Here is a 24275-nt window from a genome sequence, read left to right on the forward strand (position 1 = left end):
CGGCGGGGTGGGGGGGGGGGGCGGTGCCCGGCCGGAAGTCAGGTCCGGCCGGGCACCGAGGGCGCCGGTCAGCAGGGGCGTGGTGACCGGCGCGGAGCGGTTCCCCTTCCCCGGTGTCCCGGGAACCGCGAGGGGGTGTGCGACCCGAGCCCTCTTTCCCGGGTCGCACGTGGGATGGGTACGGCTTTCGCCTGCCGTACCGGCTTCAGGACCTCAGGAAGGTGCGAAGTACGGCGGGTGGGTCGGGCAGGGCGGCCAGGATCTGCGCCTGCCGGACCAGCGCTTCGTTCAGGTGCTGCGCGGAGGGTTCTTTGATCAGGAAGTCGATGCCCGCCTCTCGCTCGCGCTTGTCGGGGACGCGGCGGCGGAAGGCGCTCCAGACCCGGGTGCCCGAGTCATAGGAGACGAACCAGCCGAGGTGCGTCTGCCGTAGTTCGGTGAGCTGTTCCTTGTGTTCCGGTGTTGTCATGCGGCTCTCCTGTGGGACCGGGGGGAGGGGTAGGGGTGCTGCGGCGCGGGCCGGTCCGTCCCACACCCGCCGGTGAACGACGCTGGGCGACTGCCCGTCGCGGTGGCGTCCCGGTTCGCGGGATGCGCGCAGCCCGATCACGAGGCGGCCTGTTCGGCGGCTTGTTCGGCGATCTTTTCCTGCCGGGCGATCTCGGCCTGGAGTTCGTCGAAGGTGTCGGCGTCCACCGCCGGTTCGGCTCCGGCGCGTCGCGCCTCGATGGGGAAGGGCTTCTGGCGAAAGGCCCAGAAACGGTTTTGGTCGCTGAGGATCAGCCGCCAGCCCGGAATGGCCGGTGCGCTCGTCGAGGACGACTTACCATCGTGCACGGGTCGCACTCCTTTGCGATCAAGGACCTGTTCCGGCGCTGGTACCGCCGGGCAGGTCCGCCTCATGTCTGGGGAAAGAAGACCCTGGAACGTGCCAAGCGCCGGGCGCGCGGGCCGTGGGGCCGGTGCCGTACGGCTGTTCGCGCGGACACCACCGGGCGCGGGATGTCGGCTGTCGCCGCGCCGGGGTGGCCTGGTGGCGGTGGGCCGAGGGCGCTGGCGCGGAAACGGGAGAGGGCGGCGTGCCGGCGTGGGCAGCGGCGGCCATACGGCGGGCGCGGGCGGAGCGACAGCGGGCTCGGCCGCCGGGCCTTGGTCCGGCACACCGGGCGGGTCCGTAGCGGGAACGGGCGGGAGGTCCTGCCGGACGGACGGGGCAGGGCAGCGCTGCGCGGGAACGAGGAGGATCGCCTCGACGGGCGCGACATCGCCGGGCGGCTCGAGGGCGGGCAGAGGTTGCGGACCGGTACGGCGCCGCGCCTCCAGCCGTACGGACATCAGTGTGCCGGACGGCTGCACGTACTCATGGTCGGCGGGCTGGCCGGGGCAGCCGTGCGCGTAGGGGGCGTGCCCGCACAGGGCGCAGCCCATCGGCATCGGCACGGCATCGGCGAAGCAGCCGCAGCCGTCTCTGATCGTCGTGTTCCGGTCGAGGACCGGAGCACTAGGGTTGTTCATGGGTCAGGAGTGCCTTCCTGATCAAGGCCCCGGCCGGTGGGTGAGATCACCGCGTCCGGGGCCGCTGTCGTTTTAGGGCTTTGTCAGTGAACCCCAGCGAAAGCACGCTCCGTAACGGAAAATGACGGAGAAGAAGGCGGAGACTTTGTTTCCGCCCCGGCCACTGGCGAGCGGGTGATATAGCGGTGTCTCTACCGGAATGCCCGGCATGGGCGTCACGTTTGCGGTCCGAGCGTGAGAAGCGTGGCTGGAGCAAGAACGAAATGGCCCGCCGCCTGCTCAAAGAGGCCGGATGCGACACGTCGATGGTCGCCTCTTTGGCCCGATCGATCCGCGATTGGGAGAAAGGTAAGCATTACCCGCGTGACTGGGCAGTAACGTACGCGCGAGTGTTCGACCTCGATGAAGACGTCCTATTCTCCAAGAAAAAGGCCCTACCCGAGGACGATGAGATGGAACGACGCAGGCTCCTGCAGACACTCGCGACGCTCGGCATCACCTCGTCGCCGGTCTTCGACTCGCTCCACACGATCCGGGACAGCGTCGGTCAGTCCCTGGGGCGGGACGAGCGCCTCGATGTGGAGATGTGGGAGGAGACCGTCTCCGAGTACGGCTACAGCTACCGGCTGACTCCTCCGCAGCAGCTGCTCCAGGAGGTGGCGGCCGACCTCGTCGCGGTCAGGCAGGCCATGTCCCGCACCGGGAGCCGCGACCGTCTGTTCCGCTCGTGGTGCCGGGTGACCGGCGGTCTGTCGTTGATCATGGCCAAGACGCTGTGCAACCTCGGGCAGTCCCGGCAGGCCCGCCCCTGGTGGGCGACCGCCCTGGACGCCGCAGAGCTTTCCGGTGACCCCAACCTGAGCACGTGGATCAGGGGAGAGCAGCTGATTCACGGGCTCTACGACCGGCGTCCCACACCGGTCCTCCTACGTCAGGCCGACGCCGCACTCAGTGGATACGCCGACTCCGCATATCGGGGAGTGCCCGAGATCTCGGCCGCCCGCGCGCAGGTGCTCGTGAACCACGGCATGCCCGCTGAGGCGGTGGCGGAGCTGCACCGTTGCGGCGAGGTGTTCGAGAAGCTGCCCGGATCGGTCACGGGCAACACCCGGTCCATCGAAGGATGGGGAGCCGCACGGCTGGGCTACACGCAGGCGTGGGTGTACGCCTACCTCGGCGACCGCGATCGGCTCGACCAGGCCGTGAGCCAGACGCACGAGGCGTTGGATCCGTCTGACCCCAGCCGTCGTTTCCGGGTTCAGCTGGCCCTCCTCCAGGCCATGGGACACGTACGCTCCGGCGACGTGACCGAGGGCGTCCGGCACGCTCAGGCCGTCTACGAGACCTACCCGGCCGAGCAGCGGACCACCATGGTGACCCGGCTGGCCGACGAGGTTCTTGAGGCGGTGCCCGTGGCCGAGCGGGGAGGGTCTTCCGTGGCCGACTACCGGGAGCTGCTCGCCTCCCCCGTGGGCCGTAGGGCGATCACGTAAAGGTCGAACGCGTCAGCGGTCTCGCCCTCGACTCCCGGGGTTCGCCCCACCTTGCTCCACCCCCACCGCTCGTACATGCGCTGCGCTTCCCCGTTGCCCGGGTCAGTGGCCAGCGTCGCCCGCTCCTCGGCTCGTGATCCGAGCAGTTCGTTCATGAGGCGCCTGCCGAGCCCTCTGCCGCGATGGGACGGCAGCACCGCCAGGTCGATCACGGCGAACGTCCGCTGCCCGGTCTCGGCGGTGAAGTCGCCGAGTTGGGGCGGCTGGAGCCCGTCCCACCAGGTCGAGCGCGGCGAGAGCGGCAGGCCGTAGGCGAATCCGACCAGCGCGCCGTCTTCTCGCACCGTCACCGCCTCGAACCCGGCCGATTCGGTCTGCCGGAGAGTCCGCCGCTTATGGTCCCCCAGGTCGTACTTTGGGAACGCGACGGCGTAGACCCGCTGAATCTCCTCGAAATGGTCCCGGGTGCCCTCGGGGCCGAGACGGCTTATCTCTGCCTGGCTCATGGACACATCCTCGCCATATCCAGTTGGCCGAGGAAAGAGGGCTCGGGCAGCTGGAGCGATTTCCTGGCGGGTATCTGCGACGGGCATCTCTGAACGAGGACGACGAGGCCGAAGCCGGGCGCCTGGGACGTGTTCCGGCCGCGCGGCTTGTTCGCCCATCGCCGCAGGGAATCCGCGTCACACACAGTAGGTCGCCGACCTTATTTTGGCAGCTGTGATTTTGCCCAGTATCGGCTTATGGAAGGTGGCCGAATCCCGGAAGCAGCAAAGAACGGCACCTCTGTCCGAATAACCTGCAAGGGGCAGATGCGACATCGGAGGAGGGGGCAACGTTCGAACTGATCTTCTGTGATCACCCTCGTCGATCTTGTTATGGCGTAACGATGAAGGTATGCGGGGACGTGTTCTCAAATGGGTGAGCATCATCGGATTCGCCGGCATCATGATCGGGATGTTCCTCTGCTTCAGGCTGATCGGTTCAGAAGCGGCGGATCGGACGGCCAGCATGCTGGGCGCGTCATCGGTGTAGCCGGTCTCGCCCTGGCGGTCTATGGAACGTTTGGTAACCGTCGTACCGGTCTTGGCTCGTCGCACTTGCCTACCGAAGAGACCATTCAAGCCGCCAAGAAGGCGCTGGGCCGCTTGGTGGCCGAGCAGTGGCGTCAGGAGTCGAAGATTCGCTCCCTGAGTGACCCGCACCCGATCCCCATCTCCTGGCGGCTTACCGACGAGGCGGGCCTGATGGATCATCCCCACGTGATCGGGCCGGAACCGCTGACCTTCACCGCTTCCAGCGGCCGAATTCCGGAACTGGCCGCCGCCTTCCGTGCCCTGCACCGGCGAATAGCCCGCCAAATCGGCCTCGTGTTCGGGCTCGTAGACGTGCTTTTGGTCGGACTCCTGCTCGGGCTTGTGGTCGGGCTTGTGGTTGGGATCGCGGTTGGGCTCGTGGTCGGGCCCTTGAGCAAAGGGCGTTGTGCCTGGCTGGTCTTCACCATCGTCATCAGGAAGTTATCCAGAGGCGGACGCCTGCCTCGCGATCTGATGGTGTTCCTCGACGATGCTCACCGGCTCGGTCTGCTGCGCACCGTTGGACCCATCTACCAGTTTCGCCACGCCGATCTCCAGGACCACCTGGCTACCCTGCCTCGGTCATTCGATCAGCTGACACTTCCCGAGTTAGTGGCTGACACTTCCCCCTCGTAAAACAGCCGATCGCTTCGCTGAAATGAGGTGTTCACGCACCAGGATCGATCGGCCGAATATCATCGGGTCATGCCTGAGACGATCAAGCAGCAGGTGGAATGGGTGGATGCCGACGATGCCCTGCCGCCCGAGGGCGTGGGCATCATCGGCGCGTTGCGCGGCGTATACCCTGACGGAACCCCGTTCCGGGTGAGCCTGTCGATGTACTTCACCAAGGAGCACCACTTGGAGGACGGGACGGTCGTCGCGGACTGCTTCGTCGATTCCGACCGGGTGGTCCGCAAGACGTACTCGGAGCAGGGCAGCGACGGCGTGACCCACTGGTGCCGGTGGCCGGAGCCGCCGACCCCGTGAGCTCGGTAGAGCACTGTCCACCCTGACCGCGAACGCTGCCGCTGTGCATCGACGAAATCCCCCTCGACAGGGCTGAGACGATCGACGCCGCCACGGCCACACCTCCTTCGTCGCGACCAGGGACGATCTCCGTGCCCGGCCCGCCGCCGTACCCGAGGTCGTATCCGCAGGCCGCGCTTGAGCGCCCGTAGCACCGCATCGCGAAACCGAGGAGCCTAGGCCCTGTTTCGAAGTCCGCTGTGTGGCGGTGTGTCGTGCCCGGATAAGCAGTGAGGTCTCCGGTGGAGGGGTTGTTCATCGACCAAGAAAAACCTGAACACCGGGGACCTCGTGGCCACCGTAGCGGTGATGAGGCGGTTTGACCTGATCGATGCGCAGTGGGCGCGGCTGGAGCCGCTGCTGTCCGTGCCGAGAAGAGCAGGGCGGCCGTCGAAGTGGACCAAGCGGCAGCTGATCAACGGGATCCGGTGGCGGATATGGGTCAGGGCTTCCTGGCGGGACGTGCCGGAGTGCTACGGCTCCTGACAAGCGGTCTACGGGCTGTTTCGCCGCTGGCAGCGTGCCGATGTCTGGCAGGAGATCCTCACCCGGCTGCAGGCCTTGGCCGATGCCGCCGGACTGATCGGCTGGCAGGTCGGGTGGACTCCACCATCGTGCGGGCCCACCAGCACGCGACCGGAGCGCGGCGCAGGCCGCGGAGACAGGCCGAGCCGCCCGGCGGTGTGAGCGCCGAACCGGCCGACCACGCGCTGGGACGCTCACGCGGTGGCCTGTCGACCAAGCTGCACCTGGCCTGCGAGCAGGGGAAAAGACTGCTGTCGCTGGTGCTGACCGCCGGGCAGCGGGGCAATGCCCCGCAGTTTGAGGCGGTCCTGGCCGGCATCTACGTCCCCCGATTCGGGCCTGGCCGACCTCGTACCCGGCCCGAGGTCATCCGCGCAGATAAGGCCTACTCCTCCCGGGCGATCCGCGCCTACCTGCGCAGGCGCGTGATCCGGTGCACCATCCTCGAGCCGACCGACCGACCGACCGACCGACCGACCGATCGCATCGCGGCGCGGCAGCCGCAGCGGACGTCCATTCACCTTCGATGCCCGCGACTACCGCGCCCGCCATGCTGTGAAGTGCGGCATCAACTGGCTCAAACGCCACCGCGCCATCGCAACCAGGTGCGACAAACTCGCCGTCCGCTACCAGGCCGCCATCCACATAACCGCCATCAACGACTGGCTCACCAGGCTTTGAGACAAGCCCAGGGGTGTTGCGATGTTGGCCTTTGAGTCTCCTTTGAGGCTACTGTTGGTCCAACAGCAACCCCAAAGGAGTCTCAAAGGAGACGTCCTCACTGCCGGTGCTCAAGAAGATCTTGGCGGGGACCACGGCAGCCAAGTGCGAGACCGAGACTCTCGACTTCAAGCAGCAGAAACCCAACGCCAAAGAGGCGTTTCAGGACCTCGCCGAGGCGTGCGTCTGCTTCGCCAACGCCAGCGGCGGCACGATCGTGGTGGGCGTGGCGGACAACCTGCCAGGTGAGGACGCCTTCGTCGGCTGTTCCCTGGACGCGTCGCTTCTCCGCACGAAAATCAACCAGCTCACCACCCCGTCGCTGCTCGTAGAAATAAAAGAAGTCGAATTCTCCGGGAAACGAATTCTGGAAATCGTCGTTCCCGAAGGCTTGGAAGTGTATTCGACAGTTAAGGGATACACGTATCAGCGGATAGGTTCCGACTGCATGCCGATGCGTCCCCTCGACGTCACGAGGCTGTCGGAGGAACGCCGCGGGTTCGACTGGTCGGCCACGACGAGCGGGCGCCCCTTGGAAGACGTGGACCCGCTCGCCCTGAGGTACTGCAGGAGACTCCTGTCCGGCTCGGCCGACCCCACCCGGCAGCGATACGCGCAGTTCAACGACGCCGACCTGCTGAAAGCGCTGCACGCGGTCGCCAGTGACGGGAACCTGTCACGTGCGGGCGAGCTGATGCTGTGCCAGAGCACCTCGAACGCCGAGGACAACGCAGCGGTCTACCAGCACAAGCGGACCCAGTCCGGTGAAGCCGACGCGATCCTGCGTCTGGGGACCCCTCTAGTGCTCGCTTTCGACGACGTGTTCCAAGCCATCAGGGCCCGGCAGGGCATCACACCTGTGACGCTCACTGACGGCCGGCAGCTTCAGATCGAGGACTATCCGTCAGCGGCGATCCGTGAGGCGCTGGTCAACGCCTTCATTCACGGTGACTGGCGGTTGAAGGTCCCGATCCAGATAGAGCACTCCCCCCAGTATTTGCGCATCGTCTCCCCTGGGCCTTTGGTGTCCGGGGTGACCACGAGCAACATCCTGACGAGAGGTTCCAGAGCCCGCTATCCCGCGTTGGCCGCCGGGTTCCGACTGCTTGGCCTGGCCGAAGAGGTCGGGCAAGGCGTCGACCGGATGTTCCGGGAAATGATCAAATCAGGGCGCGACATCCCCACGATCACCGAAGACGCGGATCACGTTTCCGTGCTGTTCCTGGGAGAGCCGCCCAACACGCGCATCGCGAAGTTCGTAGCGTCGCTGCCTGAAGAAGAGCAGGACGACACCGATGCGATGCTCATCATCCGTATGCTCTGCACGAAACGCACGGTCCACGCGTCAGAGATCGCACCCGTCGTGCAACGGTCACAGGATGAGGCACAGGCGGCGCTACACCGGCTGGCCGTCCTCCCCGCCGAGGTGCTGGAGCCCACCCGCGCCACCATGCAGCACCGCTACCCCCTGTACCGACTGCGAGCGGAAGCGGTCACCCGTCTGGGGAGCGCGGTCGCCTACCACAGCCGCGCGGTCGACGACATCGACAAGAAAATCATTGAACACGTGCAGGATTACGGCGAGGTGAACAACCGCACCATTCAACGCCTGTTCGACGTGGACGTTTATCAATCACGGGACATTCTGAAAGACCTCGTCGGCAGGGAGTTGCTGACACGCACATCCGAGCAGAAACGCGGAACGGCAGTCCGGTATGGGCCCGGCCCTAAGTTCCCGAAGCTCCCCAAGGGCAACCACCCCAGGAAGCGGCCCCGCCGAGTGAAGCCCAGCCCGGACGACCAAACGATTTTCTAGCGCCCGCCCCAGTCACGCGCGAGCCGACGCCGGCCGTGGCTGTGGCGGCTGGCGTCAGGCCGCCGCGGCGCGCTCAGCCTCCGGGACCTGGGCGCCGCCAGGTCCTGTTTCAAAGCCTGGTGAGCCTGTCGATGTTTCACCAAGGAGCACCACTTGGAGGACGGGACGGTCGTCGCGGACTGCTTCGTCGATTCCGACCGGGTGGTCCGCAAGACGTACTCGGAGCAGGGCAGCGACGGCGTGACCCACTGGTGCCGGTGGCCGGAGCCGCCGACCCCGTGAGCTCGGTAGAGCACTGTCCACCCTGACCGCGAACGCTGCCGCTGTGCATCGACGAAATCCCCCTCGACAGGGCTGAGACGATCGACGCCGCCCGACCTCCTTCGTCGCGACCAGGGACGATCTCCGTGCCCGGCCCGCCGCCGTACCCGAGGTCGTATCCGCAGGCCGCGCTTGAGCGCCCATAGCGCCGCATCGCGAAACCGAGGAGTCCGGGCGCGAGCGGCAGGAGCAGGTCCGGCGGTCAGCCGTTGACCGCGTAGGCCCCCATGGAGGCGGACAGCAGGATGCCCGCGCACAGGTGGGGCTCGGAGTCCCCAGATTGTTCTGGCCACCTACTTTCCTGCGGGGAAAGTAGATGCTACTTTCCTTGTAGGAAAGTACTCGGATGATCAAGGATGATTCCATGGCCTTTCAGGACGCCCAGTCCACGCTCGACGACATTCGCCGCCTCCAGGACAGGACCCACGACGAACTCGTCCGCCACGCCTTCGCCCTCCCCTACATGCTCCTCATGGCGCTGGGGATCTTCATCACATACGCCTCGACCGACCTTCAAAGCCCCTGGGACGATGTCGTTCTCCTGCTCGGTACCGGCCTGTACGTGGGAGTGATCATCGTGCACACAAGGGCCAAGCTGTGCCGGGCCTCGGTCCGCCCGCGCTCCATCTCCACCCCCCTGGAGATGGTCTTCTACCTGGGATGGGCATTCAGTCCCCTGCTGGCCTTCCTCGCCTCGGAGTCCGCCGCCGAAGCGTTGGATCTGCCCGCGCGGGGCACACTCGCCGCAGCCGTCACGGCCGTGACGTTCGTCGCAGCAATGCCACTGACTCGCCGGATCGCCAAGGCGGTCATGCGACAGAAGAACAGTCGCCTCTGATGGACCCCTCCTTCGACGAGTTCCTGCACGTCCCGGCGCGGCTGTCGATCGTCGCGATCCTGGCACCGGCCGACTGGGTGGACTTCGGCTTCCTCCGGGACACGATCGGGACCAGCGACTCGGCCCTGTCCAAACAGGTCTCCGCGCTTGCCGACGCCGGATACGTCTCGGTGCGAAAGAAGCAGGAAAAGGGTTCGCGGCGCACCTACGTTCAGCTCTCTCCGGAAGGACGCCAGGCCTTCCAGCGGCACGCGGCGGCACTGGAGCGGATCGTCGCGGCCGCGCACGCGCCGGTGGAGCAAATGGCACCGGAGGCCAAGGCAAGGTGACCTGCCGAGAGCGGCCGAATCACGGGTGGCGGTGGCGACCAGGTCGTTCGAACGGTGGCGGACGTCATCTCCACCAGCCACCAGCCACCAGCCACATGGGAATTCCATGGATCGGCCGTTTTCCCGGCCGACTCTCGTTAAGGCGGGGCTCCGGATCTAGGGCGGGCTCCGGATCGTTGGACGAAGGGCGTCACGGGCGGCGTCCGCCTGCTCGACTCCCACCACGAACCACGGACCCTGTTTCTCCACGTGATGAGGCGAAGGGTCTCGTGTACCCGGCAGTGCCGATTTCACAGTCATCGAGAAAGCATCTGTTCCTTTCAAAAAGGGGTATCAGTGCGATTAAGTCTGCGATCAAGTCTGACATTGTTCGTCGCCGCGGCGACGGTGGCCACCGCGACGGCGGGCGCGCCCACGTCGGCCGAGGCCCGGATCGGCACGCCGGAGCCGGCGGTGGCCGAAGCCGGGGGAGCGGCTCCGGTCTGGGGTGAGTGCCCGCCGGTGGAATCCGGTGTCCAGCGCGACCCACGCCAGCGGTGCGCGACGTTGCGGGTGCCGCTGGACTACCGCGCCCCGCGCGGGCGGAGCATCGAGATCGCGATCTCCCGGATCGGCACGGCGCAACCCGGGTTACGTCGCGGGATCCTGCTGTCCAACCCGGGCGGTCCGGGCGGTAGCGGTCTGGACCTGCCCAGCCAGCTGGCGGCCGGACTGCCGCGCGAGGTCCTGGATCGGTACGACCTGATCGGCTTCGATCCGCGAGGGGTCGGCCACAGCACCCCGGTCACCTGTGGCCTCGATCTCATGAGGCAGTTCACGCTGCTGCTGCCGTACCCGGCGCCGGATGGCGGCATCGAGCGCAACCTCGCCTTCGCGCGGGACACCTCGGCCGCATGCGCCGAGCGCTCCGGCGATCTGCTTCCGTTCATCACCACGGCCAACACGGCCCGGGACATGGACCGCATCCGAGCCGCGCTCGGTGAGCCGAAACTGTCTTACTTCGGCCTCTCCTACGGCACCTATCTGGGAGCCGTCTACATCTCGTTGTTCCCGGGACGCGGCGATCGGATCGTGCTGGACAGCGCCGTCGATCCGGGCCTGGTATGGCGGGACATGTGGCGGACCTGGAACGAGGCGATCGCGGTGCGTTTGCCCGACCTCCTCGCCTTCGCGGCCGAGCGGGACGCCGTCTACCACCTCGGCACGACGCCGGACGAGGTCAGGCGCACGTTCAACCGGCTGACCGCGGCCCTCGACCGGCAGCCCCTGCCGAACCCGGGCGGCCCCGTACTCGACGGCAACGCACTGCGTGAGACCACCCGGTCGGGGCTCTACTACGACGGCTACTTCCCCCTCATCGCCGAGTTTTGGCAGGAGGTCGTGGCCGCCATCTCAGGATCCACCGCGGACGCCGCCATCCTGACGCGACTGGACCGGCTGGGTTCTGTCGGCGGGGCCAGCGGCGGCGGCACCGGGACGGCGGAGATACCGGCGGACAACCGCGTCGCCGCTCTCTACGCGGTGGTCTGCGATGACGCGGCCTGGCCGCGCAGCGTGGCGTTGCACACCCGGCAGGTCGCGGCCGACCGGCAGGCGTGGCCGGTGACGGCCGGCATGCCCTCGAACCTCTGGCCGTGCGCGGCGTGGCCGACCCGGCCCGTGGAGCCGCCGGTGACCGTCACCGGTCACGGGCCGCGCAACGTGCTGATCCTGCAGAACACCCGCGACCCGTCCACGTCTCTGGTGAGCGCGCGCGGCCTGCGCGCCGCGCTCGGACGGCGGGCCGCCATGATCACGGTTGACCAGGGTGGCCACGGCGTCGCCGGGCTGGGCAGCTGCGCCGACGAGGCGATGAACTCCTTCCTCGCCACCGGGGCACTGCCCGGGCGGGACCGCTTCTGCCCGGCTCCGTCACCGGCCGACGCCACCGCCCGCTCCACGCCCTCGCCGTACATATCTCCTGTGGGGCCGCTGTAGGGCCATTGCCTGGGGTTCGAGTCCTCTCGGCCGCGCAAGGCGGAAGCCCAGCTCACTACCGGTGAGCTGGGCTTTTTCGTGTTCTGGGTCACTCGCGGGTGACGATCGTGACCTTGACTGTTGCCGACCTGGGTGTCGGTGCGCGTGATGATGGAACCGTGAGTTCGGAGCCGAAGGGGCCGTGGGCCGACCCGGGTGGTCAAGGGCGTCCACGGCGTCGTGCCTACCCGTGCTCAACCTCGCCGAGTGTCGCGGTGATGGTCTTCTCCAGTGAGGGGAACTCGGCTTCGTCCAGGATCCGCAGTGCCTCCTGGAGCAACGTCCGGGCGATGCGGCGGTCTGGCGGGTTCTCGGTCAGAGCGATGCGGGCCATGCCGTAGGCGGCGCGTGCTCTCACAACCGTCTCCGAGTTCTCCTCGCAGGTGAGCACTTGTTGGTAAAGCTCAGCCGCACCGGCCGGATCGCCGAGGGCGAGCAGCGCGTCCCCCCGATACTGGGGCAGGAGCTGCATCCACCGGTGATACTTCCGGTCTGCCAGATGAGCGGCAGTCTGGTCGAAGAACTCCAGCGCGTCGGCTGGATTGCCGGCTTGCAGGGCGTTGACTCCGAGTTCGAACACCGCCTCAGTCTCCTCGCCCCAGTCACCGATCTCACGAGCGAGTGTCTGCGCCCGTCGGTAGGCTCGGGCGGCTTCCTCGTAGTCGCCCCGTTCGGTGGCCAGCATGCCAAGGACGTTGATTGCCGGGGCTAGGCGTCGGTCCGCGCCCGTTTGCTCCGCGAGCGTCACGGCCTCGGCCACCGCGGCCGCGGCCTGGTCGCGCTCGCCCAGCAAGCTCATGTTCAGCCCGATGGCGACCAGGACGAACGTCTGGTGGTCCTCGCTCCCGGACTCCCGATACAGCATCAGGGCCTTGGCCAACAAGTCCAAGGCTTCACGGTGGCGGCCCATCGCGTAGGCCCCGATGCCCATGTTGTGCAGGCAGGTCGCTTCGCCATGGCGGTTGTCGGTCTCCCGCATGAGGGCGAGAGCCTCGTGGAAGATCTCCATGCCTTGCCTGTACTGCCCCATATCGGACAGGACACAGGCCAGATTGCCGAGAGTGGATGCGGTTTTCGCGCGATCCCCAACGATCTTGCGAAGTCGCAGAGCCTCGCGGGTATGGGGCAACGCCCGGTCGAAGCGGCCGGCCACGACTTCGGAGTTCCCCTGGGCGTGCCAGAGCTCGGCCTGCGCTGCGACATTGCCATCTGCCTCGGCTGCGGCGAGGCCGTGGCGAAGGCTCTGCGCCCAGTCGGAATTGAGGCCCGATGTGTAGTAGTACGTCCACAGCGCCTGGGCGAAGCGCCAGGCGTGCCCGGGCCAGCCCTCGGTGGCGGCGTACCGGGTCGCCGCCAGCAGGTTCGCGCGCTCGGCGGACAGCCAGGCGCGTGCTTCCTCGCCGTCAGCCGGCTCGACCACCAGGAGCGTCGGCGGACGCGGTAGGTCGCCGTTGCGGTACCGGTTCCGGTTGACCAGCTCCGTGACCGCGTAGACAGAGTGCAGATTCCAGTCCAGCCAGCGGGTCGACGCGGCGTTCCGGTCCGCCGGCGAGTCAACGGCCCGGCACCTCTCCGCGGCGAAGGCCCGCACGAGGTCGTGGAGCTCGTACCGGTCCAGCACCTGCTGTTGCACCAGGTGCTCATCCTGTAACAGCTCCAGCAGTTGGTCGGCCTCGTCCAGGTCGATGCCGGCCAGCGCTGCGACAGAGTCAACGGTGGCGTCCAACCCGGGGTCGGTGCCCAGCAGTCGGAGTACGCGTTGTGCGGCCTGCGGCAGGCCCTGGTACGACAGGTCGAGTACCGCCGTCACGCCGTCCTCCGCGCCTGCTCCTTTGGCCAGACGGTCGGCGAGTTTTTGCAGGCTCCAGGTCGGACGGGAGCGGAGACGGGCGGCGGCCAGTGCCACAGCCAGCGGAAGGCCACCGCTCAACTCGACGATCCGCCGCGCGGCCTGCGGTTCGGCGCCGACCCGGTCTGCCCCGGCGATCCGTTCGAGCAGTTGCAGCGATTCCTGCGGCTCGAACACGTCGAGCATCAGCATGGTCGCCTCAGGCAGCTCGGTCAGGCTACGCCGACTCGTGATCATCACGAGGCAGGTGGGGCTGCTCGGGATCAGATCCCGTACCTGAGAGGCCTCCGCGGCATTGTCCAGCACCACCAGGGCGGCATGACCGTGCATGCGGTCCCGGAACATCGCCGCCCGTTCCTCCAACGTCTGCGGGACGTGCTGGGCTGCGACGCCCAGCTGCCGCAGAAACGAATCCAGTACGGCCGCCGGGTCGGCGGGCGGTCTGTCCGGGTCGTACCCGCGCAGGTTCGCGTACAACTGGATATCGGTGTAGTGGCCGGCCGCGACCAGCTTGTGTGCGGCATGCAGAGCCAGCTGGGTCTTGCCGACCCCGGCCATGCCCTCGATCACCCATACCCGGACTGTGGTCGCTCCAGTCGGCGGAACCATGGCCGCCGTCGTCAGCCGGTCGAGCTCGTTGTGCCGTCCGGTGAACGTGGCCAGGTCCGGCGGCAGCTGCCGGAAGACTCCCGTCGGGCCGCCGGCCTTCGCGTCCCGCTGAACGCGCAGGTACGCCTGGCGCCACTCGTCGACGGCCGACTCGTCCAATCCCAGCGCCCGGACGATTGCGATCACCAGGTCCAGGTCCAAGCGCCGTCTGCGGGACTGGAAGACCGCCCAGACGGTGGACTGGCTCACCTCACGCGGCGGGCGCATCAGCGGACCGATGCGACGGGCCAGCGTCCGATACGACGGTTCCCCCGACTGCAAACGCAGCCCGTCCAGCAACGCGATGAACTCTGGCAGGTCGCCCGCTCGTGCCGGATCCGGCACGTCGTAGCCCTCAGAGGTCTTCGACTCTCCCCCCAGCATGGCCAAGACCCTACTGGTGACCAGAGTTGACTGACCAGAGTTGCCCCGGATTCGGGCCTTACGTTCTCCACCCGCGCAGGATGGGTCCCGGCCGGGCCCCATTACCCGGCCACGGAGCACCTCAGCGAGCAAACGCATCAACCTGGCGAGCGTCCTGGCAGGTGTCAGGAATCGCCTGTGATGCCCGACCCCAACAGCATTCACCTTTCATGGAAGGAAGCGCGGTACATGTTCCGATCCACCTTCCCCGGCCGCAGGGGGCATGCCAGCGGACCACTGCGCCGCCTGGGCGGTCGCAGCCACCCTGGTGGCAAGCTCGGCAGTGCTGCTCCCGGTGTCGTCCGCCTCGGCCGCGGTGAACAGCACCACCATCGTCTCGGCCGCCCACGGCCGGCTGGGAGGCGGCTGCAGCTCCACCTATGACGGCATCCCCTGCAACCTCAACTGGTGTGCCGCGTTCGCCAAGTGGGCCTGGTCGCAGGGCGGGGTCGGCGTCTCCGCGCTGACCTGGTCCGTGACCAGTTTCGTCAACTACGGAGACAACAACGGTACCTGGCACGACCCGACCGGTTACGTCCCGCAGCCGGGCGACGCGATGATCTTCGGCGGCAGCGGCTTCCCGACCAAGGCCAGCGGCGGAGCGCACATCGGCATCGTCGAGTCGGTGCACTCCGACGGCACCCTCACCGAGATCGGCGGCAACCAGAGCAACGCCGTCACCGAGGTCAGCGGCACGCCCGACCAGATCGAGGCCAGCCTCGAACCCGGCTACGACTTCCTCGGTTACGTCTCTCCCGTCGGTGCCCCCGCCCCGCTCAGCAGCGGCCTGCACACCAGTGTGGTCGACTACAACGGCAAGACCGTCGTCTACGCGACCGCCGGCAACGGAAACATCTACGAGAACTACCAGACCAAGACCGCCAGCGGCCCGTGGTCCGGCTGGGAACTCGGCCTCGGCTCGCCGACCGGCGGCGCTCACTTCGAGAGCTCGCCCAGCGTCTTCACCGACTGGTACGGCAAGACAGTGGTGGACGCCGTCGACCTGAACGGCAACGTCCAGGAGAACTACCAGACCCAGCCCGGCAACGGCCCGTGGTCCGGCTGGCACACCCTCAGCAGCGCGCCGAGCGGCCACCTGATCGGTACCCCGAACGCCTTCCACGACTTCCGCGGCACCAACGTGGTCTACGGCGTCGGCGGGGACGGCAACGTCTACGAGAACTGGCACATGCCCGGCGCCTGGTCCGGCTGGGGGCTCGGCTGGGCCCCCGGTGGCAGGCCGGCCCGCTTCGTCAACATCTGACGGTGTCACCTCAGCGGCGTGCGGTGCCGGGCGTTCTCCGGCGGCCGCACGCCGCGACCACGTTCGAAGGGAGCCGACGGGATGTCGGATACCAAGGACACCGCCCCCGCCCACCACCTGTCCTGCCGCGGTCTGCTGATCAGCGCCGGCGCCGCCGCCCTGGCCTGATCAGTTCCCCCGCCCCTCCGAAGGGGACGCCGCTCAGATGGGAAAGATATAAACGGGTTTCGGTTCCTTCTTGACGTAGGTTAGAAGGGGCCGCTCTCGGGATAGCCAGCCTTTATGACGGCCCTGCGGGTCTTCGCGTTAAGTTTCCTCTCGCTGATGACCTTGCTGGCCGCCGGTGCGGCGATCTTCACCTTGGCGCCCCAGTCCGAATACTTGGTATCGGTGTGGAAGACCATCTGGTCATAGGCCGTGCTGCCGCTGTCCGGGTAGGCCGTCGTGTCGACGACCGTGCGGGTGAGCAGGTTGTGTTCATCGAAGTACAGGTGGAACTCGACGTCGCCTTCCCCGGCGGACTTGTCGTGCCGGAAGTCAGCGAGTTTGGCGGTGCCCTGATATTCGCCAGTCGCTACTTCTGATGCTTTGTCCAGCATGAACTGCAGTTCCGCTGGAGTGACGCCCATGTTGAGGACAGTGTTTTCGTGCTCACTGGTCTTCGACTGGATCCAAGAACGACCGGAAGGCAGCGCCTTGGCGATGCCGGCGTTGGTCACGTAGGCGTTTCTGCCCTCAGCGATGACCCGGTAGGGAGGGTTGGGCCCTTTCTGGCGTGAGGACATGCGGACGCGGAGGTCGGCAGCCGCTACGTTGCCTTTGTCGAAAGCCAGGGTGCCGACCGTGCGGGTGTTCACCTGTACCTGCATAGCCTGGTCGTTGGCGGTGAAATCAAGGGTGATGCCGCCTGATTCGGTGATCTTTACGCCTTTGCCCGTGACCAGCTGAGCCTTCAGGGCTTTCACCGGGTCCACCGGAGCGGCCTGCACGGATGCGACGGATGCCGCCTGAGCGGGTACGGCCACCGTGCACACGGCCGCGGCCGTTGCCGCGAGGCCTGTGAGGAAGAGCTTCATCAGCGTCCTTGTTTAGGGGATATAGCAGGGAAAAGAGTAAGAGGGTGGTGTTGGAGAGATAAGGGATGGATTATAACAATTCTGTGCAGGCCGGTGATTCCAAGTGGTATAGCCCTCGATGAAGGCGGATGGGGTAGTCCTTGCGTCCGCTCTCGTATTTTCGGATTAGCCCGGTCCACCCCGCGAGCCGCCCCTGCCCTCCTCTGTCACTCCGGCGGGCCCGCGCCCTCCTCGCCGTACCGCGCGTCGTGCTCCGCCACCGGATCCGTCACTGGATCAGCCATGCCGACCGGCCCCGGTGATGAGTTGTCGCGCCCGCATCCGTCATACCTGCGACGGGACACGACGGGGCGGAAGGATGACGTGATGAGTGCGGACACGCGGCTGGAGGAACCGGGCGTGAGTGGTCTGGGCGTGAGCGGGCTGGGCGAGGTCGACGAGCCGACGTTCTCGGGGCTGGCGGAGCGGCACCGGCGGGAGCTGCACGTGCACTGCTACCGGATGCTCGGGTCGTTCGAGGACGCCGAGGACACCGTGCAGGAGACGCTCCTTCGTGCCTGGCGGCGGCGGGAGACCTTCGAGGGGCGCTCGACGTTCCGGGCCTGGCTGTACCGGATCGCCACCAACGCCTGCCTGGACCTGCTCGCCAAGTGCCGCCCGGAGCCTGCGACCGGCGGTGAGGTGCTGTGGCTGCAGCCCTACCCGGACCGGCTGCTCGACGAACTGCCCGCGGGCGACGCGGACGAGCCGGAGACCGTCGCCGTCGCGCGGGAGACGATCGAGCTGGCCTACCTGGTCGCGGTCCAGCACCTCGCGCCGCGCCCGCGGGCTGTGCTGATCCTGCGGGACGTGCTCGGCTGGCCGGCCAAGGACGTCGCGGAGCTCCTCGGGGATTCCGTCAACTCCGTGAACAGCGCGCTGCAGCGGGCCCGCGCCGGCATGCGGGAGCACCTGCCCGCCGAACGGCAGGACTGGACCGGCGGCGAGGAGGACGCCGGGACGCGCGAGCTGGTGCGCCGCTATACCGACGCCAGCGTGGCCACGGACGTCGACGGGCTCGCCGCACTGCTGCGGGACGACGTCCGATACTCGATGCCGCCCACGCCGGGCCTGCACGTCGGCCGCGACACGGTGGTGAACGACTGGGTCGAGAGCGGCTTCGAGGACATGAAGCACCTGCGCGCCGTCCTCACCTCCGTGAACCGGCAACCCGCCGTCGCCTTCTACCTCTGGCGCAAGCGGGAGGGCGCCTACCTGCCGCTGGCGATCGACGTCCTGCGCGTCACCGGCGGGGCGATCACCGAGATCGTCACGTTCCACGACGACCGGTTCCCGCGGCTCGGGCTGCCGGAGCGCCTGCCGGCGGACGGCACGGAGTAGTCCCGGTGCGGACGCTCGCACGGCGAGGGTGCGCATCGTCACCCCCGGGGCCAGGACCGTCACGTGCCGGTCACCACACTCCTACGCCAGTCACCGAATGATGGAGGATGACATGAACAGCATGAACGACACCGGGGTCGTCGCAGGCCCGGCATCGGGCCGGACCAGCCGCACTCACCGGCTCCGCGGGCTCGCCGGCACCGGCTTCGTCGCCACGCTCGCGGCGATGGCGGCCACCACCCTCGTCGCTGTGCTTGCCCAGGCCGTCGGCGTCGACTTCGAGGTCCCCGATGGTGGCGAGACGATCCCGTTGCCCGGGTTCGCCGTGGTGACCGGCTTCTTCTCGGTCGTGGGCATCGTCATCGCCCTCGCTCTTCTTCGGTGGAGCGCTCGCCCCGCCGAGCGATTCGTGTGGACGGCGGTGTCGCTGACCGCGATCTCGCTGATCCCGCCCCTCCTGTCCGGGGCGAACACCGCCACCACCATCGCCCTCCTCGGGCTACACCTCGTCCCTGCGACGGTGATGATCCCCACCCTGACGCGGAGCCTCCGCACCCGGAGCGACTGACGATCCCGCAACGGGACAACGCGCGGCGCAAGGGCGTGCGCGAGCGCACCAACGTGGCCCCCGGTGCTGCCACCCTCCATTCCAGGTTCCTTTTCTTGGTCAACCGGGATCTGACCCTCTCGGGTCGACGTCGGGCTCAAGTCGCGCCAGGACGTGCTCGCAGCTGAGCCCTGACACCTACGCGTGCCGGGCTTGCGCATACCGGGTGCGACACTCTGCGGGTGGAAGATGAACTGGCGGCGGCAGTGGGACGGCTTCGAGAGACATTTGCTCGCTACCCACGGCGGGCAGTGCTCGAGGGTTGCCCGCACTGTCGCGGTTCGGTGCCGGTGGACGAGGATCATCTGTTCTCACTGACGATCAGCTTGGGAAACACAGTCGGGACCAGCGACGACGTGAAGAGTCTGCTGCCGTTACTGTTAGAGCGGCTCGTCACCGGAAATGATCTCTACCCGAGTGTTGTCCTGAGCATGCTGGTTCGGGAGGGTTGGCGGACCTGGCCGGCGGCCGAACGGGAGGCCGTCGACGGCTACGTTATGGCGGTCTGGCGGTCGCTGTTGGCGGAGTATCCGCCTCAGGTCGGCTCGTTTGGCGACGCGGCCGGATTCCTTAGCGTGGCCGGCGAGTTCTCCAGCAGTATGGGACCGTTCCTCCATGCTTGGGAAACTATCCGTACCCCAGCAGCAGACCGTCACCTCGCCGACCTGGTGATCGGGTGGGTCGGCGGGGTACAACTGCCCGACGCGGTCTTCACCTGGATGCACCGCAGCATGGTGCGAGATCGGCTGTACGGCGCGTTCGAGCGCGATCACGATGTGTCTTGGGCCGATGACCTGGCACGAGCCTACGACTTCCTTGCCTGGCAGGGCTGAGCTGACCTGTGAAGACGGCCTGCAGGCGAGACAGGTGAGCGCCTGCCAAAGAGGGTATCCGCCGCCTCACCAGGGCAGAAGTCCCCTGACGAGGCATCTGCCCTTCCCTGCGGATCAGAAGGTTAGGGGTTCGAGCCCTCTCGGCCGCGCAGATGCAAGAAGGCCTCTGAGCAGGGATTACCAGCTCAGGTGCCTTCTGCTTTTCTTGATCGTCTCGCTGTCTTGCCAACAGGCTTGGCCCCCGGATGGCTTCCACCGCTCTTGTGATGCCTTCTCTCACGGTGAGCCGGATCGGGCTCGGCTCCCGTGCCGTCGATCGCGGGACTGTCAGGGATGTCTGCTTGAGTCGCTTCAGGAACGAGCGCTGAGCGGTCAGGAAGTGGGAATGCGGCAGTCGGAGCGTCTATGGCACCTTGTGCGGTCCTACGGCATGGGCGAATGGTTCATGGCCGCGTGGGTGGAGGGTCTGGAAGTGTGGGAGGCCGCCCGGTGTCTGGGGGCGTCGGTCGCCGACGTGGACGACGCGGTTGAGTGCACCTGGACGGACATCCTGCGCGGGGGACCTGCCGACGGTGATGCGGGGGTCGTTTGGGCCGGTCGGCTGACGGCGGACTGGACGCAGATCATCCAGGTACGAGGGTTCGACTGCGATCGGGCTCTACGGGAGCTTTCATACGGCGGCCGGGCGCTGTTGATGAGCTGGGACATCAACGGGCCGCGTGATCTTGGATACGTGGTCAACGGTGACTACGTCACGGACTTCAGCGTCACCGTCCCCGGAAAGCGGTGGGGACGCGATCCTTGGGCGCTCGACTCCTACGCCCAAGGATTGCAGCTCGACCTGAACGACTCCGGTTGGGAGAGCGATCCGGAACTGCCTGCGGAGTGGCTGGAGTACTGCGCGTGGGAGGAGGCCCGTTTGGAGAACGGGCAGGAGGACTACGGGGATGACATCCCCGACGGGTGGGAGCACTTCATCGGGCTCGCTGTCAACGGGTACAGCCCGCCCCTGGCGACCTGCCTCACCTCAGCCCTGGCGCTCGTCGGCAGGGTGACGGGCAGGGAGATCGACCGGGAGTGGATGGACGGGACCCACACCCGCTACGTGATCCGCGATCAGCGCAACGGCTGAGGAGTGTCCCGGTTCGTGGTGCTCGCTGCCGTGGTGGCCCAACTCTCGGGGCATGTTGTTCGCCCAGGTCAGGGGTGATGCGGACGCTCCTTCGCATGAGCTGAAGGTGGTCCGGTGCAGGTGAAAATCGGGTGACATTTCGCCTCACCTACCGGAATGCTGGGCTTGGGCGATGAATTTTGTCGGTGGTGTCCGTCAGTCTTTGCGTGACCACAACCTCCTGTGAGACCTCCGGCTGGAACGCCAGCAACGACGACGTCATGTCCGACGACCCTGATCGAGGTTCCGTGTCCCGCACACAGCTTGACTTACCTGCCAAGCCCGCAGCCACCGTTTCGGAGCGCACCCCGCCCGTGATCGGGCTGCTGGTGCTCGCCACGTTCGTTGTCATCCTCAACGAAACGATCATGATCAACGCGATCCCACGGCTGATGGGCGCGTTGCGCATCACCGAGCAGACCGCGCAGTGGCTCTCGACCGCCTTCATGCTGACCATGGCCGCTGTCATCCCGATCACCGGATGGTTCCTGCAGCGGGTGTCCACCCGCCGCGCTTACAGCACCGCGATGGGTCTGTTCCTGCTCGGTACGGCGTTGGCCGCCATCGCGCCGACGTTCGAGGTGCTGCTGGGCGCCCGCATCATCCAGGCGTCCGGGACGGCGGTGATGATGCCGCTGCTGATGACCACGCTGATGCAGGTGGTGCCCGAGGCGGGCCGGGGCCGGGTGATGGGCAACGTCATGCTGGCCATCTCGGTCGCGCCCGCGATGGGTCCGACGGTCTCGGGGGTCATCCTCCAATTCGGGTCCTGGCGGCTGCTGTTCGCCGTGGTGTTCCCCATCGCCGCCGTGATCACCTGGCGCGGACTGAAGCAGCTCGAGAACATCGGGGAGCCCCAGTTCAGCACCATCGACTGGTTGAGCGTGGTGACCGCCGCCATCGGCTTCGGCGGTCTGGTCTACGGGCTCAGCCGGTTCGAGGGCGGTGACGTCCGCGTCGCCGTCGCGATCGTGGCGGTCGGCCTGCTGGCCATCGCCGTCTTCGTCGTCCGCCAGCTGTCGTTGCAGAAGCGCGGCGCGCCGCTGATGGACCTGCGTACCCTGCGCCACCGCACCTACACGGTCGCGCTGATCCTGATGTCGGTGGCCTGCATGGCGATGCTCGGCTCGATGATCCTGCTGCCGCTGTACCTGCAGAACATCCGAGGGCTCAGCGCCCTGCAGACCGGACTCATCGTGATGCCGGGCGGCCTCGCGATGGGGCTGCTCGGTCCGACCGTCGGCCGCCTGTTCGACCGGTTCGGCGGTCGGCTTCTGGTCATCCCCGGCGCGATCGGGATCACGCTCGCGCTCGTCGGCTTCACCCAGGTCACGATGACCATGCCGTTCTGGCAGCTCCTTGGTCTGCACGCCCTGCTGATGGTGAGTCTGGCCGCGACCTTCACCCCGGTGTTCACCCTCGGGCTCGGCGCGGTTCCACCGTCGCTCTACTCTCACGGCAGCTCGATCCTGAGCACCCTGCAACAGGTCGCCTCGGCCATCGGCACCGCGCTCATGATCACCGTGATGAGCGCGCGAGCCGATGCCCTGAGATCCGCGGGGGCCACGGAGGTGCTCGCCAACCTCGACGGCATGCGGCTGGCCTTCATCATCGGCGCGGCGCTGTCCGTGATCGTGATCGTCACCGCCCTGCTCCTACCGGCCCGAGCGGGCAGCGCCGGTGAGGTCGAGAGCGTCGCCGAGGTCCAGGAGGAACCCGAGCCGGTAAAACCGGTGTGACGGCGGCTGCCGACAGGCGGAAGTGCGAGTTCGGGGGGCGAGATTGATGGTGGCGGGGATGCCGCGGCGGGTCATGGTGATCCGGCCGGAGGCGAGCAGGCGGGGGGAGCGCTCACCGTGGCGAGCCGCCGACGCGTAGGCGGGCTCAGGCCGGGCGCGGGGCGCGGCGATCCCTGCGCTGGGCGAGCTCTTCCTCGTCCACCAGGGTGAGCATCGGCTTGCCCGGCTCGCACAGCATCGTGACGGTGAACCGCAGTGGGACGTCGTCGCGGTTGTTGCCGTCCTGGTAGTGGATGACGTCGCCGCCCGATTCCCAGAAAGCCTCCCCGGCGCGTACGACCCGCTCCGGCTCGCCTTCCAGCTCGAACAGCATCTCGCCTTCCAGCACGTAGCCGAACGCGGGCCCGGAGTGGCGGTGCGGCGGCGTGCCGGGGTCGCCGGGCGGGAACTCGATCACCACGGTCATCACGTGCACGCCCTGCGGGATGAAGGGCGGTTCGGCCTCCTGCAGCACGGTCAGCGCCGTCTGCCACGCGGTCGATCTCGGCGTGGCTCCAGTGGTTGCCGGGTCGTTGTCTGACATGGGAATGACCTCTCGTACCTAGGGATGACAGAGTCGGGGCGGGGTGCGCTACCTGCCCACGGCGGTGGGGTCGGACCAGTCGCGGTAGCGGATCTGGCCGAGGGTGGCGCCGTCACCCGGCACCAGCGTCCGCTCGCCCAGCTCGCTTCCGAAGTAGTGCGCGTGCGGATCGGTGACCACCTGACGCGGATCGCCCCAACCGGCCAGCACGTCGCGGAAGAACTCGTCCATTCGGAACCGCTCGGGTCCGGCGACCTCGACCCGGCCGTTCAACGGCGAGCCCACCGCGACCCTGCCGACCGCCTGCGCGACCTCGTCGCCCGCGATGGGCTGGAAGAGCACGGGCGCGATCCGCACCGTGTCGCCGTCCGTCGCCTCGTCGGCGATGCTCCGGACGAACTCGAAGAACTGGGTCGCGTGCACGAGCGAGAACGGGATCGACGACTTCTGGATCAGCTGCTCCTGGGCTATCTTCGCCTGGAAGTAGCCGTTCTCGGACAGTCGCTCCGTGCCCACCACCGACAGCGCGACGTGGTGACCGACGCCGGCCGCCGCCTCCGCGGCCAGCAGGTTGCCGGTGGAGGTCTCGAAGAACTCCAGCACCGCGGCGGGCTCGAACGACGGCGAGTTCGACACGTCGATCACCACCTGCGTGCCCACCATCACCTCCGCCAGCCCTTCGCCGGTGAGGGTGTTGACGCCGGTGCTCGGCGCCGCCGCCACCGCCTGGTGACCGTGTTCACCCAGCTTCGTCACCAGCTTCGACCCGATCAGGCCGGTCCCGCCGACTACGACGATCTTCATGGCACACCTTTCCTGTCGGCCGGGGCACCCATGTGCCAGCCGGTCGCCAGCTAAGACAGGGCAGCCTCCGGACTTGTGACAGCTGCCGCGAAACTCTTTTCCAGGCCGCAGACGAGACTGTCGACGATCCGGATCTGCACTCTGAACGTACCCACTGACCTGCGACAGGATGAGTCGGCGGCCCGGCAGGTCATCCAACCCGCGGGGGCTTTATCGCTCG

Annotated in this window: 21 protein-coding genes and 1 pseudogene; 15 read left to right on the top strand and 7 right to left on the bottom strand. The window is 67.4% G+C overall.

Going from position 1 to position 24275, the window contains the following annotated elements; genetic code table 11:
- Window positions 1-205: 205 nt before the first annotated feature.
- Together AB0395_RS36815 and AB0395_RS36820 are read right to left on the bottom strand one after the other, a co-directional pair.
- The gene (locus tag AB0395_RS36815; protein WP_366289135.1) at window positions 206-469 is read right to left on the bottom strand and encodes a hypothetical protein; all 264 of its coding nucleotides are present in this window, start codon (window positions 467-469) and stop codon (window positions 206-208) included.
- A gap of 137 nt (window positions 470-606) precedes the next feature.
- Window positions 607-837: a hypothetical protein gene (locus AB0395_RS36820; protein WP_366289138.1), complete on the bottom strand. Its 231-nt coding sequence runs from the start codon at window positions 835-837 to the stop codon at window positions 607-609.
- A gap of 1130 nt (window positions 838-1967) precedes the next feature.
- Here AB0395_RS36820 and AB0395_RS36825 point away from each other — a divergent pair.
- Window positions 1968-3008 carry a hypothetical protein gene (locus AB0395_RS36825; protein ID WP_366289141.1) on the top strand — a complete coding sequence of 347 codons (1041 nt, stop codon included), beginning with the start codon at window positions 1968-1970 and terminating at the stop codon, window positions 3006-3008.
- Here AB0395_RS36825 and AB0395_RS36830 read toward each other — a convergent pair.
- Window positions 2960-3514: a GNAT family N-acetyltransferase gene (locus AB0395_RS36830; protein ID WP_366289144.1), complete on the bottom strand. Its 555-nt coding sequence runs from the start codon at window positions 3512-3514 to the stop codon at window positions 2960-2962. The two genes, AB0395_RS36825 and AB0395_RS36830, sit on opposite strands and share 49 nt — an antisense overlap.
- A gap of 411 nt (window positions 3515-3925) precedes the next feature.
- On the opposite strand from AB0395_RS36830, the gene AB0395_RS36835 reads away from it, so the two are divergent.
- The 8 genes and pseudogenes from AB0395_RS36835 to AB0395_RS36870 all read left to right on the top strand — a co-directional run bounded on the left by AB0395_RS36835 (window position 3926) and on the right by AB0395_RS36870 (window position 11639).
- Complete coding sequence (locus AB0395_RS36835) at window positions 3926-4720, top strand: hypothetical protein (protein ID WP_366289147.1); 795 nt, start codon at window positions 3926-3928, stop codon at window positions 4718-4720.
- Between the two features lie 69 nt (window positions 4721-4789).
- The gene (locus tag AB0395_RS36840; RefSeq protein WP_366289149.1) at window positions 4790-5074 is read left to right on the top strand and encodes an AQJ64_40280 family protein; all 285 of its coding nucleotides are present in this window, start codon (window positions 4790-4792) and stop codon (window positions 5072-5074) included.
- 348 nt (window positions 5075-5422) lie between these two features.
- Window positions 5423-6319: pseudogene (locus tag AB0395_RS36845) on the top strand (IS5 family transposase).
- A 106-nt stretch (window positions 6320-6425) separates the two neighbouring features.
- Window positions 6426-8174 carry an RNA-binding domain-containing protein gene (locus AB0395_RS36850; protein ID WP_366289152.1) on the top strand — a complete coding sequence of 583 codons (1749 nt, stop codon included), beginning with the start codon at window positions 6426-6428 and terminating at the stop codon, window positions 8172-8174.
- A gap of 153 nt (window positions 8175-8327) precedes the next feature.
- The gene (locus AB0395_RS36855) at window positions 8328-8456 is read left to right on the top strand and encodes a hypothetical protein (protein ID WP_366289155.1); all 129 of its coding nucleotides are present in this window, start codon (window positions 8328-8330) and stop codon (window positions 8454-8456) included.
- Between the two features lie 403 nt (window positions 8457-8859).
- Window positions 8860-9333, top strand: a complete 474-nt coding sequence (locus AB0395_RS36860) for a hypothetical protein (protein WP_366289157.1) — start codon at window positions 8860-8862, stop codon at window positions 9331-9333.
- Window positions 9333-9662: a transcriptional regulator gene (locus tag AB0395_RS36865; protein ID WP_366289160.1), complete on the top strand. Its 330-nt coding sequence runs from the start codon at window positions 9333-9335 to the stop codon at window positions 9660-9662. Before AB0395_RS36860 ends, AB0395_RS36865 begins: the two co-directional genes overlap by 1 nt.
- 336 nt (window positions 9663-9998) lie before the next feature.
- On the top strand, window positions 9999-11639 hold the full coding sequence (locus tag AB0395_RS36870; protein ID WP_366289163.1) for an alpha/beta hydrolase: 1641 nt from the start codon (window positions 9999-10001) through the stop codon (window positions 11637-11639).
- Between the two features lie 223 nt (window positions 11640-11862).
- On the opposite strand, the gene AB0395_RS36875 is transcribed toward AB0395_RS36870, so the two are convergent.
- Window positions 11863-14559, bottom strand: a complete 2697-nt coding sequence (locus AB0395_RS36875; RefSeq protein WP_366289166.1) for a tetratricopeptide repeat protein — start codon at window positions 14557-14559, stop codon at window positions 11863-11865.
- A 262-nt stretch (window positions 14560-14821) separates the two neighbouring features.
- On the opposite strand from AB0395_RS36875, the gene AB0395_RS36880 reads away from it, so the two are divergent.
- Window positions 14822-15862: a CHAP domain-containing protein gene (locus AB0395_RS36880; RefSeq protein WP_366289168.1), complete on the top strand. Its 1041-nt coding sequence runs from the start codon at window positions 14822-14824 to the stop codon at window positions 15860-15862.
- Between the two features lie 248 nt (window positions 15863-16110).
- Here AB0395_RS36880 and AB0395_RS36885 read toward each other — a convergent pair whose 3' ends face one another.
- Window positions 16111-16938, bottom strand: a complete 828-nt coding sequence (locus AB0395_RS36885; RefSeq protein WP_366289169.1) for a hypothetical protein — start codon at window positions 16936-16938, stop codon at window positions 16111-16113.
- A gap of 366 nt (window positions 16939-17304) precedes the next feature.
- On the opposite strand from AB0395_RS36885, the gene AB0395_RS36890 reads away from it, so the two are divergent.
- The 5 genes from AB0395_RS36890 (at window position 17305) to AB0395_RS36910 (ending at window position 22668) form a co-directional block, all read left to right on the top strand.
- Window positions 17305-18318 (top strand): RNA polymerase subunit sigma-70, encoded by a 1014-nt coding sequence (locus AB0395_RS36890; protein WP_366289170.1) that lies wholly within the window; start codon window positions 17305-17307, stop codon window positions 18316-18318.
- Between the two features lie 112 nt (window positions 18319-18430).
- The gene (locus tag AB0395_RS36895) at window positions 18431-18886 is read left to right on the top strand and encodes a DUF6069 family protein (RefSeq protein WP_366289171.1); all 456 of its coding nucleotides are present in this window, start codon (window positions 18431-18433) and stop codon (window positions 18884-18886) included.
- A gap of 221 nt (window positions 18887-19107) precedes the next feature.
- A complete protein-coding gene (locus AB0395_RS36900; RefSeq protein ID WP_366289172.1) occupies window positions 19108-19758 on the top strand; it encodes a hypothetical protein in 651 nt (216 codons plus the stop codon).
- 385 nt (window positions 19759-20143) lie between these two features.
- The gene (locus AB0395_RS36905) at window positions 20144-20890 is read left to right on the top strand and encodes a DUF6461 domain-containing protein (RefSeq protein ID WP_366289173.1); all 747 of its coding nucleotides are present in this window, start codon (window positions 20144-20146) and stop codon (window positions 20888-20890) included.
- Between the two features lie 206 nt (window positions 20891-21096).
- The gene (locus AB0395_RS36910) at window positions 21097-22668 is read left to right on the top strand and encodes an MDR family MFS transporter (protein WP_366289176.1); all 1572 of its coding nucleotides are present in this window, start codon (window positions 21097-21099) and stop codon (window positions 22666-22668) included.
- A gap of 145 nt (window positions 22669-22813) precedes the next feature.
- Here the strand turns inward: AB0395_RS36910 and AB0395_RS36915 are convergent, their stop codons facing one another.
- Both AB0395_RS36915 and AB0395_RS36920 read right to left on the bottom strand, forming a co-directional pair.
- Window positions 22814-23251 (bottom strand): cupin domain-containing protein, encoded by a 438-nt coding sequence (locus tag AB0395_RS36915; RefSeq protein ID WP_366289178.1) that lies wholly within the window; start codon window positions 23249-23251, stop codon window positions 22814-22816.
- Window positions 23252-23299: 48 nt separating this feature from the next.
- Complete coding sequence (locus AB0395_RS36920) at window positions 23300-24055, bottom strand: SDR family oxidoreductase (protein WP_366289180.1); 756 nt, start codon at window positions 24053-24055, stop codon at window positions 23300-23302.
- Between the last annotated feature and the right edge of the window lie 220 nt (window positions 24056-24275).

Source organism: Streptosporangium sp. NPDC051023 (genome assembly GCF_040689595.1).
Taxonomy (GTDB): domain Bacteria; phylum Actinomycetota; class Actinomycetes; order Streptosporangiales; family Streptosporangiaceae; genus Streptosporangium.

Excerpts from the sequence above, each read along its gene's own strand:
- AB0395_RS36815 (WP_366289135.1), bottom strand. The coding sequence starts at position 469 with ATGACAACACCGGAACACAAGGAACAGCTCACCGAACTACGGCAGACG.
- AB0395_RS36825 (WP_366289141.1), top strand. The coding sequence starts at position 1,968 with ATGGAACGACGCAGGCTCCTGCAGACACTCGCGACGCTCGGCATCACC.
- AB0395_RS36830 (WP_366289144.1), bottom strand. The coding sequence starts at position 3,514 with ATGAGCCAGGCAGAGATAAGCCGTCTCGGCCCCGAGGGCACCCGGGAC.
- AB0395_RS36835 (WP_366289147.1), top strand. The coding sequence starts at position 3,926 with ATGGGTGAGCATCATCGGATTCGCCGGCATCATGATCGGGATGTTCCT.
- AB0395_RS36840 (WP_366289149.1), top strand. The coding sequence starts at position 4,790 with ATGCCTGAGACGATCAAGCAGCAGGTGGAATGGGTGGATGCCGACGAT.
- AB0395_RS36860 (WP_366289157.1), top strand. The coding sequence starts at position 8,860 with ATGGCCTTTCAGGACGCCCAGTCCACGCTCGACGACATTCGCCGCCTC.
- AB0395_RS36865 (WP_366289160.1), top strand. The coding sequence starts at position 9,333 with ATGGACCCCTCCTTCGACGAGTTCCTGCACGTCCCGGCGCGGCTGTCG.
- AB0395_RS36875 (WP_366289166.1), bottom strand. The coding sequence starts at position 14,559 with ATGCTGGGGGGAGAGTCGAAGACCTCTGAGGGCTACGACGTGCCGGAT.
- AB0395_RS36880 (WP_366289168.1), top strand. The coding sequence starts at position 14,822 with ATGCCAGCGGACCACTGCGCCGCCTGGGCGGTCGCAGCCACCCTGGTG.
- AB0395_RS36885 (WP_366289169.1), bottom strand. The coding sequence starts at position 16,938 with ATGAAGCTCTTCCTCACAGGCCTCGCGGCAACGGCCGCGGCCGTGTGC.
- AB0395_RS36890 (WP_366289170.1), top strand. The coding sequence starts at position 17,305 with ATGAGTGCGGACACGCGGCTGGAGGAACCGGGCGTGAGTGGTCTGGGC.
- AB0395_RS36895 (WP_366289171.1), top strand. The coding sequence starts at position 18,431 with ATGAACAGCATGAACGACACCGGGGTCGTCGCAGGCCCGGCATCGGGC.
- AB0395_RS36905 (WP_366289173.1), top strand. The coding sequence starts at position 20,144 with ATGCGGCAGTCGGAGCGTCTATGGCACCTTGTGCGGTCCTACGGCATG.
- AB0395_RS36915 (WP_366289178.1), bottom strand. The coding sequence starts at position 23,251 with ATGTCAGACAACGACCCGGCAACCACTGGAGCCACGCCGAGATCGACC.
- AB0395_RS36920 (WP_366289180.1), bottom strand. The coding sequence starts at position 24,055 with ATGAAGATCGTCGTAGTCGGCGGGACCGGCCTGATCGGGTCGAAGCTG.